The sequence below is a fragment of the Streptomyces sp. NPDC059009 genome, from assembly GCF_042740175.1.
GTDB lineage: Bacteria > Actinomycetota > Actinomycetes > Streptomycetales > Streptomycetaceae > Streptomyces.
In genome coordinates this window covers 22344-38477 of record NZ_JBHYJB010000032.1, presented here as the reverse complement: position 1 = coordinate 38477, position 16134 = coordinate 22344, and the positions used below count along the sequence as shown (strand labels likewise).

At 72.2% G+C, this 16134-nt stretch carries 18 protein-coding genes; 8 read left to right on the top strand and 10 right to left on the bottom strand.

What is annotated here, in order from left to right; genetic code table 11:
* The first annotated feature begins 201 nt into the window (after positions 1-201).
* The 5 genes from ACFWYM_RS28970 to ACFWYM_RS28950 all read left to right on the top strand — a co-directional run bounded on the left by ACFWYM_RS28970 (position 202) and on the right by ACFWYM_RS28950 (position 4487).
* Positions 202-1167 (top strand): metallophosphoesterase family protein, encoded by a 966-nt coding sequence (locus tag ACFWYM_RS28970; RefSeq protein WP_384843545.1) that lies wholly within the window; start codon positions 202-204, stop codon positions 1165-1167.
* 12 nt (positions 1168-1179) lie between these two features.
* On the top strand, positions 1180-2547 hold the full coding sequence (locus tag ACFWYM_RS28965; RefSeq protein ID WP_384843542.1) for an MFS transporter: 1368 nt from the start codon (positions 1180-1182) through the stop codon (positions 2545-2547).
* The gene (locus ACFWYM_RS28960) at positions 2544-3527 is read left to right on the top strand and encodes a hypothetical protein (RefSeq protein WP_384843539.1); all 984 of its coding nucleotides are present in this window, start codon (positions 2544-2546) and stop codon (positions 3525-3527) included. The genes ACFWYM_RS28965 and ACFWYM_RS28960 overlap by 4 nt, the downstream gene beginning before the upstream one ends.
* A gap of 94 nt (positions 3528-3621) precedes the next feature.
* On the top strand, positions 3622-4050 hold the full coding sequence (locus ACFWYM_RS28955) for a RidA family protein (protein ID WP_384843536.1): 429 nt from the start codon (positions 3622-3624) through the stop codon (positions 4048-4050).
* Positions 4047-4487 carry a GNAT family N-acetyltransferase gene (locus tag ACFWYM_RS28950; protein WP_384843533.1) on the top strand — a complete coding sequence of 147 codons (441 nt, stop codon included), beginning with the start codon at positions 4047-4049 and terminating at the stop codon, positions 4485-4487. The genes ACFWYM_RS28955 and ACFWYM_RS28950 overlap by 4 nt, the downstream gene beginning before the upstream one ends.
* Before the next feature lie 34 nt (positions 4488-4521).
* Here ACFWYM_RS28950 and ACFWYM_RS28945 read toward each other — a convergent pair whose 3' ends face one another.
* The 4 genes from ACFWYM_RS28945 to ACFWYM_RS28930 all read right to left on the bottom strand — a co-directional run bounded on the left by ACFWYM_RS28945 (position 4522) and on the right by ACFWYM_RS28930 (position 9597).
* The gene (locus ACFWYM_RS28945; protein WP_384843530.1) at positions 4522-5499 is read right to left on the bottom strand and encodes a glycoside hydrolase family 6 protein; all 978 of its coding nucleotides are present in this window, start codon (positions 5497-5499) and stop codon (positions 4522-4524) included.
* 207 nt (positions 5500-5706) lie between these two features.
* On the bottom strand, positions 5707-6657 hold the full coding sequence (gene pip / locus ACFWYM_RS28940; RefSeq protein WP_384843527.1) for a prolyl aminopeptidase: 951 nt from the start codon (positions 6655-6657) through the stop codon (positions 5707-5709).
* Between the two features lie 40 nt (positions 6658-6697).
* Complete coding sequence (locus tag ACFWYM_RS28935) at positions 6698-8224, bottom strand: YfcC family protein (protein ID WP_384843526.1); 1527 nt, start codon at positions 8222-8224, stop codon at positions 6698-6700.
* Entirely contained in the window at positions 8221-9597 is a 1377-nt protein-coding gene (locus ACFWYM_RS28930; RefSeq protein WP_384843523.1) for a M20/M25/M40 family metallo-hydrolase, read from the bottom strand. The genes ACFWYM_RS28935 and ACFWYM_RS28930 overlap by 4 nt, the downstream gene beginning before the upstream one ends.
* Before the next feature lie 144 nt (positions 9598-9741).
* Here ACFWYM_RS28930 and ACFWYM_RS28925 point away from each other — a divergent pair, with 144 nt between their 5' ends.
* Positions 9742-10191 carry an RNA-binding S4 domain-containing protein gene (locus tag ACFWYM_RS28925; RefSeq protein WP_384843520.1) on the top strand — a complete coding sequence of 150 codons (450 nt, stop codon included), beginning with the start codon at positions 9742-9744 and terminating at the stop codon, positions 10189-10191.
* An 84-nt stretch (positions 10192-10275) separates the two neighbouring features.
* On the opposite strand, the gene ACFWYM_RS28920 is transcribed toward ACFWYM_RS28925, so the two are convergent.
* Positions 10276-10986, bottom strand: coding sequence for a class I SAM-dependent methyltransferase (locus ACFWYM_RS28920; RefSeq protein ID WP_384843517.1), 711 nt, complete (start codon positions 10984-10986; stop codon positions 10276-10278).
* A 59-nt stretch (positions 10987-11045) separates the two neighbouring features.
* Positions 11046-12044: an acyltransferase domain-containing protein gene (locus tag ACFWYM_RS28915; RefSeq protein WP_384843514.1), complete on the bottom strand. Its 999-nt coding sequence runs from the start codon at positions 12042-12044 to the stop codon at positions 11046-11048.
* 74 nt (positions 12045-12118) lie between these two features.
* Here ACFWYM_RS28915 and ACFWYM_RS28910 point away from each other — a divergent pair, with 74 nt between their 5' ends.
* On the top strand, positions 12119-12310 hold the full coding sequence (locus ACFWYM_RS28910) for a DUF6343 family protein (protein WP_384843511.1): 192 nt from the start codon (positions 12119-12121) through the stop codon (positions 12308-12310).
* 201 nt (positions 12311-12511) lie between these two features.
* Here ACFWYM_RS28910 and ACFWYM_RS28905 read toward each other — a convergent pair whose 3' ends face one another.
* The 4 genes from ACFWYM_RS28905 to ACFWYM_RS28890 all read right to left on the bottom strand — a co-directional run bounded on the left by ACFWYM_RS28905 (position 12512) and on the right by ACFWYM_RS28890 (position 14923).
* A complete protein-coding gene (locus tag ACFWYM_RS28905) occupies positions 12512-12874 on the bottom strand; it encodes a tetratricopeptide repeat protein (protein WP_384843508.1) in 363 nt (120 codons plus the stop codon).
* Between the two features lie 78 nt (positions 12875-12952).
* Positions 12953-13336 (bottom strand): DUF3592 domain-containing protein, encoded by a 384-nt coding sequence (locus tag ACFWYM_RS28900; RefSeq protein ID WP_384843506.1) that lies wholly within the window; start codon positions 13334-13336, stop codon positions 12953-12955.
* Positions 13337-13358: 22 nt separating this feature from the next.
* Positions 13359-13961, bottom strand: a complete 603-nt coding sequence (coaE, locus tag ACFWYM_RS28895; protein WP_384843503.1) for a dephospho-CoA kinase — start codon at positions 13959-13961, stop codon at positions 13359-13361.
* A 23-nt stretch (positions 13962-13984) separates the two neighbouring features.
* Positions 13985-14923 carry a PAC2 family protein gene (locus tag ACFWYM_RS28890; protein ID WP_384843500.1) on the bottom strand — a complete coding sequence of 313 codons (939 nt, stop codon included), beginning with the start codon at positions 14921-14923 and terminating at the stop codon, positions 13985-13987.
* 214 nt (positions 14924-15137) lie between these two features.
* Here ACFWYM_RS28890 and ACFWYM_RS28885 point away from each other — a divergent pair, with 214 nt between their 5' ends.
* Complete coding sequence (locus tag ACFWYM_RS28885) at positions 15138-16127, top strand: sheath polysaccharide-degrading enzyme (protein WP_384843498.1); 990 nt, start codon at positions 15138-15140, stop codon at positions 16125-16127.
* Positions 16128-16134: the final 7 nt, after the last annotated feature.

Below are 16134 nucleotides of genomic sequence, written 5' to 3'. Positions count from 1 at the left end.
TCCCTGACCGGCACAAGTAACTCTCGGGCAACCCTAGGTCAGCACACTGACAACGCCGCCCCGCCAGCTCCCCGGCGCCGCCGTCAGCCTCCAGTAGGAAACTTTCCTAACAATTCTCGCCCGCACTTATTGACGCGCACATGCCGCATCGACAGGATGCCTCCCGAGAACGGCACCCCCACGCCGACCCCAGGAGACGACATGTCCCCCACGCGTCACCGCTCCAAGAACCCCGTGAAGAACCCCCGCATCGGCATCCCCGTGGCTGCGGGTGCCGCCCTCGCCCTCGTCGGCGGCGCCCTCCTCTGGTCCCCGGCGGAGAAGGCCGACGCCGCGCCCACGAAGGGCGCGCAGGCGCAGCGGGCCGCCGGTTTCACCGCCGTCGCCGCCGGCGACATCGCCGAGCAGTGCACCGCCGACGACAGCGGCTGCAAGCACCCCCAGACCGCGGCCCTCGTCAAGAAGATCAACCCGTCCTTCGTGATGACCATGGGCGACAACCAGTACGACGACGCCCGCCTGAAGGACTTCGAGGAGTACTACGACACCACCTGGGGCGCCTTCAAGGACAAGACGCACCCCATCCCGGGCAACCACGAGACGTACGACCCGGACGGCGAACTCGAGGGCTACAAGTCCTACTTCGGAGACGTCGCCTACCCCCAGGGCAAGCCCTACTACAGCTACGACCAGGGCAACTGGCACTTCATCGCCCTGAACTCCAACAGCTTCGACGACTCCGCGCAGATCGACTGGCTCAAGAAGGACCTCGCCGCCAACTCCGGCAAGTGCGTGGCCGCCTACTGGCACCACCCGCTCTTCTCCTCCGGAGAGCACGGCAACGACCCGGTCAGCCGCCCCGTCTGGAAACTCCTCTACGACAACAAGGCCGAGCTCGTCCTCAACGGCCACGACCACCACTACGAGCGCTTCGCCCCGCAGAACCCCGACGGCAAGGCCGACAAGAACGGCCTCGTCGAGCTCCTCGGCGGCATGGGCGGCGCCAACCCGTACAAGATCGAAGAGGTGCAGCCCAACAGCGAGAAGCGGCTCACGAAGACCTTCGGAGTGGTGAAGCTCAACTTCACGGACACCGGGTTCTCCTGGGAGCTGGTCGGCACCGACGGGAAGACGAAGGACACCAGCCCGTCGTACGCCTGCCACTGATCGGACCGGGACATGTACCTGTCCACCACCGACGCCGTCGCCCAGGCCACACAGGCGAAGCGGGCCAAGGGGGCCAAAGAGGCCACGGAGGCGCAGCAGGACGAGGCCGGGCGGAAGGGGCGGGTCCGCGTCGCCGGGCCCGTCCTCGCCCTCGGCGCCGTCAGCCTCGTCACCGACATCTCCTCGGAGATGGTCTCGGCGGTCCTGCCGCTGTACTTCGTCGTCGGACTCGGCCTCTCCCCCTTGCAGTTCGGCTTCCTCGACGGGCTCTACAACGGCGCCACCGCGGTCGTGCGGCTCCTCGGCGGATACGCCGCCGACCGCGGCGGGCGGCACAAGCTCGTCGCGGGCTCCGGCTATCTGCTCTCCGCCCTGTCCCGGCTCGGGCTGCTCCTCGCGGGCGGTGCGACGGCCGGGATCGGCGCGGCCATCGCGGCGGACCGGATCGGCAAGGGCGTGCGCACGGCGCCGCGCGACGCGCTGATCTCGCTGAGCAGCCCGCCCGACGGACTGGGCCGCGCCTTCGGCGTGCACCGGGCGATGGACACGACGGGCGCGCTGCTCGGCCCGCTCGCCGCGTTCGCGCTCCTGTGGGCCACCGCCGACGCGTACGACGCCGTCTTCGTCGTCAGCTTCTGCGTGGGCCTGATCGGCGTGCTGATGCTCGTCGCCTTCGTGCCGGGCCGCGACCGGCTGCCCCCGCCGAGCACGCCGGCAGCCCGCCGGGGCAAGGCACTTGAGCTGCTGCGCGTGCCCGCGTTCCGGCGGGTCTTCGCGGCCGCCGCACTGCTCGGCGCCGCCACCATCGGCGACGCCTTCCTGTATCTGCTGCTGCAGCGGCGCCTGGACTTCGCGGAGAGCTGGTTCCCGCTCCTTCCGCTCGGCACGGCCGCGGTCTATCTGCTGCTCGCCGTGCCCGTGGGCCGCCTCGCCGACCGCACCGGCCGGCGCCTGCCGTTCCTCGCCGGGCACGCGGCGCTGCTCGGCGGGTACACGCTGCTGCTCACCCCCGCAGGCGGTCAACTCCTCCTCATCGGCGTGCTGTTGCTGCTCGGCGTCTTCTACGCGGCCACCGACGGCGTCCTGATGGCCCTCGCCGCGCCCGTCCTGCCCGAGGGGCGGCGGGCGGGCGGCATGGCCGTCCTGCAGACCGGCCAGGCCCTCAGCCGCCTGCTCGCCGCCGCCGGGTTCGGCGCGGCGTGGACGCTGTGGGGCGTGAGCGCGGCCATGGCCTGCGCGGCCCTCGCGCTCGCCGTGGCCCTGTCCGGGGCCGCGCTCCTGCTGCCCCGCACGGAACCGACGGAAAAGACGGAACCGACGGAAAAGACGGGATCGACGGAAAAGACGGGATCGACGGAACCGAAAGAAGGGCAGGCATGACCCTCCGCTCCCGGATCATCGCCGTCGCCGCGGCCGCCGCCGTCCTCCTGGGCGTCGCCGTCGCCTACACGGTGCGCGCCGCCCAGCAGGCCGAACCGGCCACCACCGCCTCGGAGTTCGCCCTCGACGACAGCCATCTCTACTTCCGCAGTACGGGTGCCGGGCCGGGCCGCGTCGCCCGGCTGCCCCTCTCGGAGCGCAGCACACGCCGCACCACCGACGGCCCGTCCTGCGAGCGCTTCTACGCCGCCGCCCGCACCGCCCTGTGCCTCCAGCGCCGCCCCGGCATCCCGCCCCGCTCGTACGCGGTCGTGCTCGACTCCCGGCTGCGCGAGAAGCGGCGCATCGCGCTCACCGGCATCCCCAACCGGGCCCGGGTCTCGGCATCGGGGCGGATGCTGTCGTGGACGATGTTCGCGACCGGCGACTCGTACGCGGGCTCGTCCTTCTCCACGCGTACGTCGATCCTGGACACCCGCACCGGATACCTCATCAAGAACATGGAGGAGATCCCCCTCACCCTCGGCGGGCACCGCTACCACGCCCCCGACGTCAACTACTGGGGCGTGACGTTCGCCAAGGACGACAACACCTTCTATGCGACCGTCTCCACGAAGGGAAAGACCCACCTCGTCCAGGGCGACATGAAGAAGTGGGCCGCACACGACCTGCGCACGAACGTCGAGTGCCCGTCCCTCTCCCCCGACAACACCCGCATCGCCTTCAAGAAGCGGGTGCGGAAGGGGACTTCGGACCCCTGGCGGCTCCACGTCCTCGACCTGCGCACCCTGCGCGAACACCCCGTCGCCGAACGGCACAGCGTCGACGACCAGGCCGCCTGGCTCGACGACGACACCCTCGCCTACGCCCTGCCGGGGCGCTCCGGCCGCAAGAGCGACATCTGGACGGTACCGGCGGACGGTTCGGGCACGCCCGAGCTGCGGGTGCCGGACGGGAGTTCACCGGCGGCGGTGCGCTGAGGAAGAAGCCGGGAAGGCCGCTGCGGAAGCCGCCGCACAGGCCACTGCGGAAAATGAGGTGCGGCGGCGGGCCCGGCATGTCCAGGATGGGGTCATGTCTGCCTCCCCGGCCCCGCGCACCGTCGTCCCGTCCCTCTTCCCGCCTCCCGGATACGCCCACGCCGCCGTCGTCGAGGCGGGCACCCGCCTCGCGTTCATGGCCGGTTCCGTACCGCTGGACGCGGACGGCAACCTGATCGGTGCGGGCGATCCGGCGGCCCAGACCCGCCAGGTGATCGCCAATCTGGACGAGGCGCTGCGCGCGATCGGCAGCGACCCGTCCCAGGTGGTGGCCTCCACGGTGTACGTGGTGGGGGACGAACCGGGCGTGCTCAGCGAGGTCTGGGAGGTCGTCCGCGCCTCCGGCCTGCTCACCGAGGTCCCGCACACCTCGACACTCCTGGGCGTCACCGTCCTCGGCTACCCCGGTCAGCTCGTCGAGATCACGGCGACCGCCGTCGTACCGGAGGCGGCGGCGCGATGACGACGCTGCGCGCTGCCACGGTCACGGACGCCCCCGCCGTCGCCGACGTCTATCTGGCGTCGTTCGACGCCGCCCTGCCGTCCGTGCGCCGCGCCCATACCGACGACGAGGTGCGCGCCTACATCCGTGACGTCGTGGTGCCGAGGGGCAGCACCTGGGTCGCGGAGGAGGCGGGCGCCGTCGTCGGCCTGATGGTGCTCGACGGCACGCTGCTCAACCAGCTGTATCTGGCGCCGAGTTGGCGCGGCCACGGCATCGGCGACCGCTTCGTGGCGCTCGCCAAGGAGCTCAGCCCGGCCGGGCTCGACCTGTGGACCTTCCAGGTCAACGGGCCCGCCCACCGCTTCTACGAGCGCCATGGCTTCGTCGCGGACCGGTGGACGGACGGGGACAACGAGGAGGGCGAGCCGGACGTGCACTACACCTGGCAGCCCTGAGGCGGGGCAGGCGCTGAGCGGGGGCTCGGCCCGCTCAGCCCCGGGCCCGGCTCGCGAGCCCCAGCGCGTACTGCGGCCACCAGCGCCCGGCGGGCGGCCCGCCCCGGCAGGTCCCGTCGGACTCGCCGGGCCGCTTGATCCACAGGTAGGCGTCGGCGGCCCGGTCGCCGGTGCGGGTGGTGGGCGGGGCGCCGAGGGCACGGCCCGGCGGGTTGCACCAGGACTGGGGGCCCGCGTAGGGGCCGTTGCCGTTGCGGCTGGTGTCGATCACATAGTGCTTGCCGCCGCCCAGCGCCTTGGCGAGGCGCCGCGCGTACGCCGAAGTGGCCCGGGTCGTCTGGTAGTTGGAGACGTTCAGGGCGAAGCCGTCGGCCTGCGCGATGCCCGCGGCGCGCAGCGGGCCGACCAGGCGCCGCTCGTCGGGGATCCAGCTGGCGTTGCCCGCGTCGAGGTAGACCTTGGTGTGCGGGTGCCGCTTGATGCGCCGTACGGCGTAGGCGAGCAGCCCGAACCGCTCGCGCGGGTCCGCCCGGGTGCACCCGGCCTCGGTCTGCGCGACGGCGTCCGGCTCCACGACGACGTACGCGCCCCGGGTGCCGAGCCCGGAGGCGAACCCGTCGATCCACCGGCGGTAGGCGGCGGCGCTGTGGGCGCCGCCCGCCGAGTAGTCGCCGCAGTCGCGGTGCGGGATGAAGTAGGTGACGAGGACGGCGGTGCGGTGCGCCGTGGCGGCGGCCTCGACGTAGCGGCGGACGACGGCGCCCGGCCGGTTCTTGTTCAGCCACTCGGCCTGCGGGCGGCGCGCGATGCGCTCGACGAGACGGGCGTCGGCGCCCCGCTTCTGGGCGCGCCAGACGGCGGCCTGGTGGGAGGCGGCGGTGTGCGGGTTCACCCAGAACGCGACGGGGGCGCCGCCGGCTTCGGCGCCGGCGGCGGGGGCGCAGGTGGTGACGAGGGCGAGGGCGGTGACCGCGAGGCGGAGGAGGCGGGGACGGGCGAGGAGGTGGGGCACCTGTGACTCCCGGGGACTCGGGGTGTTTCCGGGAGTGTGGGCTCGGGGCGCCTCGGCAGCGGGTCACAGCGGCTGTCGGGCGCCTGAAGATCACCCCGACGGCGGGGGGAGATCGAGCCTGTCCGGCGATCGAGGACGAGCCCGAAGGGCGATCAAAGCCCGCCCCGGGAGAGGGCACCCCCGACTCGAAGATGACCAAGGACCAGCTCAGCCGCGGTAGCGGTCCGTGGCCCGGACCAGCTCCGCCGCGATCCCCGCCGCCCCCGCGTTGTGCCCCACATCGGACACCAGCACCAGCTCACTCCCCGGCCACGCCCCCGCGAGCCGCCACGGAATGCCCAGCAGGTTCCCGAAGTCCAGGGCGCCCTGCACCAGCGTGCCGGGGATGCCCGCGAGGGAGCCCGCGTCGCGCAGGATCACCTCGTCGCCGCCGAGCCAGTGGTCGTGGGCCCAGTAGTGGGTGACGATGCGGACGAACGCCTCGCGGAAGACGGGGTCCTCGTAGCGGGGCACGGACCGCGGCGGGGCGGAGGCGAAGGCGGTCTCCCAGTCCGTCCAGGCCCGCGCGGCAGCGGCCCGTACCGCCGCGTCCGGCGACTCCATGAGCGCGCCGTAGGCCGCCGCCAGGTCGCCGTCCCGCGCGTCCTCAGGCACCGCGTCCCGGAAGTCCGCCCACGCCTCGGGGAAGATCCGGCCGAGCCCCCGCGTCATGAGGTCGACCTCCGCCCGGCTCCCGGTCGCGAGGCCGGTGAGGACGAGTTCACTGACGCGCTCGGGGAACGTCTGCGCGTACCGCAGGCCGAGCACGGACCCCCACGAGGCGCCCCACACCAGCCACCGCTCGATGCCCAAGTGCCGCCGCAGCAGCTCCAGATCGGCCAGCAGGTGCCGGGTCGTGTTGAGGCTCATGTCGGTCGCGGGGTCGCTCGCGTGCGGCGTGGAGCGGCCGCAGCCGCGCTGGTCGAGGAGGACGATGCGGTACGCGTCCGGGTCGAAGTAGCGGCGGAAGTGCGGCGTGCAGCCGGAGCCGGGCCCGCCGTGCAGGACGACGGCGGGCCTGCCCACCGGGTTGCCGCAGACCTCCCAGTACACGCGGTTGCCGTCGCCGACGTCGAGCATGCCGTGGTCGAAGGGTTCGATGTCCGGATAGAGGCCCATCGGCGCACCCTAACCCCCGCTCCCGGCCGCCCGCCCCGGCTCAGGTCATGGCTGCGCCGAGGCCCACGAACACGCAGATCAGCACGAGCAGGATCGCGAGCAGCGGCCAGACGAACCGCAGGTACTTGTTGTAGCCGACCTTCGCCAGGGCGACGCCACCGATGGTGACCGCGGTGGTCGGCACCCACAGGTTCATCCAGCCGCTCGCCGCCGCCCACGCGGTGACGACGACCGCGCGCGAGACGTCGGCGAAGTCCGCGAGGGGCGCGAGGATCGGCATGGCGAGGGTGGCGTGGCCGGAGGTGGAGGGGATCAGGAAGGCCAGCGGCAGGTTCACGAGGAAGACGATGATCGCGAAGAGGCCCGACGAGGTGCCCTTCACGACGCCCTCGATGGCGTCGAGGACCGTGTCCGTGATCTTCGAGTTGTTCATGATGACCGTGACGCCGCGCGCCAGCAGGATGACGAGCGCCGGGGACACGAAGTCGGCGGCGCCCTGGATGATCGTCGAGCTGAGCTTCTGCTCGCCGAGCCGCGCCACCACGCCCACCAGGACGGCCGCGCACAGGAAGAGCGCCGCCAACTGCGGGAAGGACCAGTCCAGTTCGAAGCTGTAGGGCTTGGCGTCGGCGTTGCCGGTGAGCGCGCTGGACCAGGGCACCACCGAGAAGATCATGAAGGCGAAGACGAGCCCCATGACGACGAGCACCGACTTGTGGGTGCTGGTCAGCTGCGGCGCCTCGCCGGTCTCGGCGGCGGCCTGCTCCCGGTCGCCGGGCAGGAAGCCGGAGAGGGAGCGCTCCGGATCCTTCTGTACGCGCTTCGCGTACCGGATGACGTACGCGACCGTGACCCCCGTCAGCACGACCCACATGACGAAGCGCAGCGCGATGCCGTCACCCAGGGAGATCCCGGCGGCCGAGGAGGCGACGCCGGTCGCGAAGGGGTTGACCGTGGAGCACAGCACCCCGATGCCCGCGCCGAGGATGATCGCGCCCACCGCGGTCATCCGGTCGTAGCCGAGCGCCAGCATCAGCGGCACGATCAGGCCGTAGAAGCCGAGCGTCTCCTCCGCGAAGCCCTCCACCGTGCCGAGGACGGAGAAGACCACCATGATGCCCGCGATGAGCAGCGCGCCGCGCTCGCGCAGCCGGTGCGCGAGGCGCTCGATGCCCCGGTCGAGCGCGCCGGTCGCGAAGACGACGGTGATGAACGACCCGATGGCGAGCACGAACAGGAAGACGCCCGCACTGCCGTACAGGGAGCCGGAGTTGTCCGGCGCGACCAGGGAGGTCTTCTCGTCCTGGATGCCGTAGAGGCCGTTGACCGGTGCGAGGAAGAGGTCGTTGAGGCGGTCGACGAACGACTGGTCGTTGCTGACCCGGTGGTAGGTGCCCTCGACGGGGGCGCCGGATTCGTTGCGGTCGTACTGCCCGGAGGGGATGAGGAAGGCGAGCAGCCAGACCGCGACGGTGACGACGGCCAGCACGGTCAGGGCGCTGGGAAAGGTGAACTTCCGCTTCCCTGACGGCTTTTCGGGGGCGGGGGTCTCGGTGTCGGTGCTCACGAGCGGCCTCCCGCCTCGAACCCGGCGGCGTACTCCCGCACGAAGGCGCACATCGCGACGACCGTGTTGCGCAGCTCCGAGAAGAGGACGCGCTCGTTCGGGGCGTGCAGGTTGCACATGCTGTCCTGGGCGCCGAAGAGCAGCACCTCGGCGCCGGGCGCGGCCTTCGCGAGCCCGTTGACCAGTGGGATGGAGCCGCCGGTCGCCACGTACGCGGCGTCCTTGCCCCAGGCTTCCTTGAGGGCGGCGAGCGCGGCGCGGTAGGCGGGGCCGCCGGTGACCGCCTCGTAGCCGGGTCCGGTGTCGCCGGGGGTGACGGTGAGCGGGACCCCGAAGGGCTTGAGGGAGCGCAGGTGCTCGACGAGCCTGCGCTGCGCCTCCTTGGGGTCCTGCTGGGGGTGGAAGCGCAGGTTCAGCTTGGCCCGCGCAGACGGCACCACCGCCGACGCCGCGCCCTCGACGCTCGGCGCGTCCAGGCCGATGACGGTGATCGCGGGCCCGCTCCACAGCCGCTCCCCGAGGCTGCCGCTGCCGATGAGCGGCACCCCGTCGCGCACCCCGGCGAGCGAGCGGAACTCGTCCTCGGTGTAGGTGGTGCCGGTCCAGTCCTCGCGCCGCAGCCCCTCCACGGCGACGTCGCCGTGCACGTCGTGGAGGGTGGCGAGGGCCTTCAGGAGGGCGAGCAGGGCGTCGGGGGCGGCGCCGCCGAACTCGCCGCTGTGGCGCGGCTCTTCGAGGGTGCGGGCCTCGACGACGACCTCGCAGGCGCCGCGGAGTCCGGTGGTGAGGGTGGGGGTGCCGGGGCGGAGGTTGCCGAGGTCGGCGATGACCATGGCGTCACAGGCGAACCGGGCGGCGTCGGTGGGCGGGTAGTCGTCGAAGGGGCTGCCGTACTCCTCCTGCCCCTCGAAGACGATCTTGATGCCGACGGGCGGGCGGCCCTGGAAGGCCCGCAGCATTCCGAGGTGCGCGATGACGTTGGACTTGTCGTCCGCGATGCCCCGCGCGCGCAGTCCGCCCTCGATCGGCGTCGGTTCGAAGGGCGGCGACTGCCAGAGGGCCTCGTCGCCGGGCGGCTGGACGTCGTAGTGCGAGTAGAGCAGGACGGTCGGGGCGTCCGGGCTCGGCGGCGGGATCTCGCCGAAGATCACGGGCGCGGTGTCGGGCAGGTCGATCCGGTCGACGCGCTCGACGCCGACGTCCCGGAGGAGGCCGACGAGCAGGTCGTGGGCCTCGTGCACGGGCTCGGGCGGGAAGCCGGGGAAGGCGATCGAGGGGATCGCGGCGAGGCGTTCCAGGTCGGCACGCAACCCGTCCATCAGTCCGTCGACGGTGACTTCGAGCTCTTCGGGCTTCAGCTCTTCCGGCTTCATGGGCAGCACCCCTGCGTTCGAGTTCGGGCGGTGGCATGGCGTTTGCCTTTTGCGGTGATTAGCCCGAATTATCGAGTGCGGGGGTGGAGGGATCCGGACGGCTCGCCGGGGCCCCGGAGCGCCCGGCTGAGTATGGTCGGGGGCATGGCTTCGGAGACTTCGGGCGGCGCGAACACGGACTCGAGCGGCGGCAGCGTGCGCGTGGACAGCTGGATCTGGTCCGTACGCCTCGTCAAGACGCGCTCGATGGGCGCCGCCGCGTGCAAGGGCGGCCATGTGCGGGTCAACGGGGAGCGGGTGAAGCCCGCCTACGGCGTGCACGTGGGCGACGAGGTGCGGCTGCGGCAGGCGGGCGGCCGGGAGCGGGTCGTCGTCGTGAAGCGCGTGATCCGCAAGCGGGTCGGGGCGCCGGTGGCCGTGGAGTGCTACGTCGACAACAGCCCGCCGCCCCCGCCGCGTGCGGCGGTGGCCCCGGCCGGGGTGCGGGACCGGGGCGCGGGCCGCCCGACGAAGCGGGACCGGCGGGAGATGGAGCGGCTGCGGGGTGCCGGTACGGGCCCCGGTCCGGGCGCCCGGCCGGGCCCCGGCATGTGATCAACGACGGGCCGCGACGAGCCGCGCGGGCACGCCGATCGCGTACGGCGCGCGGACCGAACTCATCGCACCCGCCCCCCCGGGTCAGTCGGCCGCGACCGCCCGGACCCAGATCCCGTCCTCCGTCAGGTAGGTGTCGACCTTCAGGCCCGACTCGGCCAGGGCCGTCTCGAACTGCTCCTTCGTGAGCGGCCTGGCCAGGAACGTCTGGGTCCAGACGGCGTCCGGGAAGATGTACTCCGCGCGGACCGAGTTCACCCCGTCCCCGACCGGGTCCGCGGAGACGATGCGCACCGTGTACCCGCCGCGGTCGACGCGCTCACGCGGCAGGTTCGTGTGGTAGTCCGCGCCCTCGCGCTGGATCAACACCACGCCGCCGTCGGCCACATGGCGCCGGCACGCGTCCAGCAGGCCGCGCCGCACCTCGACCTCGGCCGTGTGCACGAGGAACGACCCGAGCATCACGACGTCGAAGGTCTCGCCGAGGTCGAGCGACTCGATCGGGGAGCAGACCGTGCGCTCCACCTGCACGCCGTCCAGCGCCTCGACCTTCTCCAGCATCTCCGCGGACTCGTCCACCGCGGTCACGCGGAAGCCGCGCTCCAGGAGCGGGCGCGTCACGCGGCCCGCGCCACTGCCCAGTTCGAGGATGTGCGCCCCGGCGGGCACCGCGGCCTCGATCACATCCGGTTCGTCGCCCACGGTCAGGCGCTCGTAGAGATCCACCGCGCAGCCGTCCGGAGTGATCGCCCCGGGGCCCGTACCCTCATGTCCCGTACGCATCTCAGTGCTCATGACCCGCCAACGAGGCGTGCCACAGGCCCAGTTCCCGCCCCCGGCCCCGCTCCCGCCCGCTACAGCGGGAACCAGCCATGCCCGCCGTACCAGTGGCCGCCCGCCCGCAGATGGTCCCCGACCGCCCGCTCCAGCCGGGTACGGCGCGGCAGTTCCGTGACGGGCAGCTCGGGATCGCCGAAGACGAAGGCCACCGGCCCCTGGTCGTCGGGCTCCGTCTCCCGCCGCACTGTCCGAAAACGGTCCTGGAAGCGGACGATGTTGGACTCCGGCGGCAGATGGTCGCGCAACTGCGGGTCGAGCAGCCAGGAGTGGCACGTGGCCACCGCATAGTGCCGCTCCGGGTGGTGCCGGGCGAAGAACTCCCGCGCGCGGGACAGCGATTGGTCGCACGCCTCTGGGGTCAGCGGCCCCAGGAAGTCGGGTATGTGCAGGTTCAGACAGAGATCCCCTTCCGACGCCACCCCGGCCTCCGCCAGCGCCGCGCCGGTACGCGCGCCGAGCGTGGCGTGCTGGAACTGCAGCCGCCCCAGCTGGTACAGCAGCCCGCGCAGATGCAGCACCAGCCACGACGGCACCAGCACCCCTACGGATCCATACCGTCTGCGGTGCAGCGCCAGGTTCCGCCCGATGTCCGCGAACGTGCTCCGCGCGACCTCGTCCGGAACCCCGATGCCCCGGTGGTACGCGCGCGTGTACGGCAACGCGGCCACCAGGACGTACGCGGCGAAGCACCGCCCGAACGCGCCGAGTTCCGCCGGGAGTTGCGGCAGGAAGCGCGGCGGCACCGCCTCCTCCCCCATCCCGCGCACCACCGCGCCCACGCACCGCCGCAGCAGCCACCACGCCCCCGGGTCGTCCGCGAACCGGCGGCGCAGCGCGAGGAGTTCGGCGATGTCCTCGTGCGGCACGGCGAGCTCCAGGAGTACGTCGGCCAGGTCGGCGCCGTCCGGCAGCGCCACGTCCTCGGGCAGGTCCGGGTCGTCCGGCAGCCCCCGCAGCCACGCCGCGAGCGCCTCGTCCGCCTTCAGCACGTCCAGCAGGCCCTGCTCCGCCATGCGCCACCCGTCCTATCCTGAGAGGGAGGAAGTGAACTCTCATGTCACCTCACGCACGCACAGGCAGTGAACCGGTGACCGCACGCAGTCCGCTGCGCATGCGCTTCTGGTTCAGCGTATGGGGCCTGCTCTGGGCGGCCGGGGGCACCGTGCTCTTCGCCCTGGCGGGCCGCCCCGGCTGGGCGGCCGCCTTCGGGGCGCTGCTCCTTGTCGTCACCGCCGACCTCGCGGTGATCGTCCACCACCTTCATGAGGACCGGGGCTAGGGCCTGTCCGGCGGATCAGGCCGCATGATTCCGAGCTGTGCCGTCCGTCGCCGGTGAGCGGGCTGTGGTGCGTCGAGATGCAAGGCGGAGGAGGGCGACAACGCGGAGCGTTGGCAACCGACGACAACGCCGCAGATCGGCGTGGAACAGCCCGCGACCGCGGCAAGATCCGCCGGACAGGTCCTAGGCCGTCGTGTCCGGCTACTCCTCGAAGCGGGCCGCCGCCAGGTACTCCGGCTGCGGGTCGAGCGCGGCCGCGAGCCGGAAGTGGCGGCGGGCCTGCTCGGGCTTCGAGGCGCGCTCATAGGTGCGGGCCAGGGCGAAGTGCGCGAACGCGTTGTCCGGCTCGCGCTCCAGGACGATGGTGAACTCCAGCTCGGCGGCGCGCAGTTGGGCGGCGGCGAAGAAGGCACGGGCGCGCAGCAGCCGCGCCGCGGTGTGCTCCGGGTACGCCGCGATGACCGTGTCGAGCAGCTTCACGGCGCCGCGGGGGTCACGGGCGGCCAGCAGCTGCTCCGCCGCGCGGTAGTCGATGACGTGCGTCTCCGGGGTGATGTCGGGCACGCCGGTACTCCTTCCCTCACTGCGCTCTCGTCACGCTCAACGCACTGCGTACGCCGGTGTATTCCGTGGCGCTCCGGCTCAGCCGGCCACGGCGGCGAGCACGGCGCCCAGGACGATGAGCGCGGCGCCCGCGACCACGAAGGCCCGGTCGGCCGCCCTGCGCTCCCGGCCGAGCAGCACCGTCTCGGTCGGGTCCTGCCCGTCGTACGCGAGACGTACGTGATCGCCCGCCTGGAGGGGCCACTTCCGGGTCGGCGGCACCGGGGAGACGACCTCCACGACCCGGCCGTCCTCCGTCTCGAACTGCAGCAGCGGCCGGTCCGCCCCCGGCTGCACCTCCTTGACCAGCGCCTCCGCGACGACGCCCGACTCCGTGATGGCCCGGGTGCGCCGCAGCCCGTAGGCCCCCGCGAGCAGCGCGACGAGCCCGCCCAGGGCGGTGATCAGTGCCAGTACGCCCACTCCCCCGCCTCCCCGCCCCGTCCTACGCGGCCCGCGCCCGGCGCACGAGCTCCGCCCACACGGCGTCGACGCGCTCGCCGAGCCCCTCCAGAGGGCCGTCGTTGTCGATGACGACGTCGGCGATCTCCAGGCGCTTCTCGCGGGTGGCCTGGGCGGCCATCCGCGCGCGGGCGTCCTCCTCGGTCATCCCGCGCTGCCGCACGAGGCGGTCCAGCTGGGTCTCGGGGCGGGCGTCGACGACGACCACGAGGTCGTAGAGCGGCGCCAGGCCGTTCTCCGCGAGCAGCGGCACGTCGTGCACGACGACGGCGTCGGGGGCCGCGGCCCGCTCCAGCTCCGCCGAGCGGGCCCCGACCAGGGGGTGCACGATCGCGTTCAGGGCGGCGAGCCGCTCCGCGTCGGCGAAGACGACCGACCCCAGCTTGGGGCGGTCCAGGGAGCCGTCCGCGGCGAGCACGTCCGGGCCGAAAGCCTCAACGACGGCGGCGAGCCCGGGAGTTTTGGGCTCCACCACCTCACGGGCGATCCTGTCCGCGTCGATCAGGACCGCGCCGCGCTCCACCAGGAGCCGCGACACCTCGCTCTTGCCCGCGCCGATTCCGCCGGTCAAACCCACTTTCAGCATGAGCGGCAGCTTAGGCCCTGCTGTTAGGCGTCGCCCTCGCGTTCCGCGAGGAACCTCTCGAATTCCTGGCCGATCTCGTCCGCCGACGGGATGTCCAGGGGCTCGGCGAGCATGTTGCCGCGCTCCTGGGCGCCCGCCGCCGCGTCGTACTGGTGCTCAAGTCCCTGCACGAGCGCGACCAGTTCCTCGTCGCCCTCCTGGATCTGCCGGTCGATCTCCGTCTGCGTGCGGTGCGCCTCGGTGCGCAGCGAGTGCGCGGCGGTGGGCAGCACCAGGCCGGTGGCGGCCGTGATGGCCTCCAGGACGGTCAGCGCGGCGTCCGGGTAGGCGGAGCGCGCGATGTAGTGCGGGACGTGCGCGGCGACGCCGAGGACGTCGTGGCCCGCCTCCAGGAGGCGGTACTCGACGAGGGACGCCGCGCTGCCGGGCACCTGCGCCTCATCGAAGGGGCTGCGGTGGCCGGGCACCAGGTCGGTGCGGTTGCCGTGCGGGGTGAGGCCCACGGGCCGGGTGTGCGGGACGCCCATCGGGATGCCGTGGAAGTTCACCGAGAGCCGCACGCCGAGGCGCTCCACGATCTGCTGGACGGCCGCGGCGAAGCGCTCCCACTCGATGTCCGGCTCGGGTCCGGACAGCAGCAGGAAGGGTGCGCCCGTGGCGTCCTGAAGCAGCCGCACGTCGAGCGTGGGCACCTCATAGTCCGTCCAGCGGTCCCGCTTGAAGGTGAGCAGCGGGCGGCGGGCGCGGTAGTCGACGAGACGGTCGTGATCGAAGCGGGCCACGACCTGGCCCGGGAGGCTGTCCGTCAGTCTCTCGACGATCTGGTCGCCGGTCTCACCGGCGTCGATGTACCCGTCGAAGTGGTAGAGCATGACAAGTCCGGCCGACTCCTGGGCGAGTGCCATGTCGACGACGGCGAGACCCTTCGGCTCCCATGCGTACAAACCCTGCGGATCATGCACTGTGACCGCTCCTCCTCGTGTTCGTAGAGAAGAACGCGGGGCGGGGCGCGCCCATTCCCCGACGCGCCCCCTTCACAGCGTCCACTTACCTGACCCCCACCCCGTCTTGACGCGGCCATGCCGTGCCCCTACGTTCATGTTCCCGCCCGCAGTTCATGTCACTGAACCCTCGCTCGGGCAGAACCGAGCGAACAGACGGGAAGGCCACCCCCACATGCGCACGCGACGCATTCGAAACACCCTGCTCACGGCCGTGTTCACGGCGGCAGCCGGCTCCGGGACCCTCACGGCGGCGGCCATGGCGACCCCCGCCCCGGAGTCAGCCGGCGCGGCGGGCACGATCGAGGTATCCACCTCCGCGGAGCTCAAGTCGGCCCTGGCGAGCGCCACTTCGGGCGACACGATCCACCTCGCGGACGGCACCTACTCCGGCAACTTCAAGGCCACGAAGGCCGCGAGCCAGGACTCCCGCATCACCCTGACCGGCTCCGCCGAGGCGGTCCTCACGGCGGGCAGCGGCTACGGCCTGCACCTCGACGGCGCCTCGTACTGGACGGTCAAGGGCATCACCGTCACGGGCGGCCAGAAGGGCATCATGATCGACTCGGCGCGGGGCGTCGTCGTGGACTCCGTCACGGTCCACGGCCTCGACATGGAGGGCGTCCACTTCCGCAAGTCGAGCAGCGACGGCGTCATCAAGAACTCCCGTATCTACGACACCGGGAACGACGACCGGGGCATGGGAGAAGGCGTCTACGTGGGCTCCGCGAACACGCTCTCCGACAAGAGCGACAACGTCCAGATACTCGGCAACACGATCGGCCCGGACGTGGGCGGCGAATCCGTCGACCTCAAGGAGGGCACGACCGGCGGCAAGGTCTCCGGCAACACCTTCGACGGCAAGGGCCTCACCGGCAACAACTACGACGACTCCTGGGTCGACGTGAAGGGCAACGACTACGTCATCGAGAACAACACCGGCAAGAACACCACGAACAACGGCTACGAGACCCACACCCAGCAGTCCGGCTGGGGCTGCGGCACGGTGTTCCGCGCCAACAAGTCCGACCTGACGGGCGCATCGGGCGACAAGCAACTGGCGATCAACGTGACGAACAACAGCGGCAGTTGCGCGACGAAGGTCTACGCGAGCAACACGGTGACGGGCGGCAAGGGCCTGACGAACATAGAGGTGACCCCGTAGCTCCCCC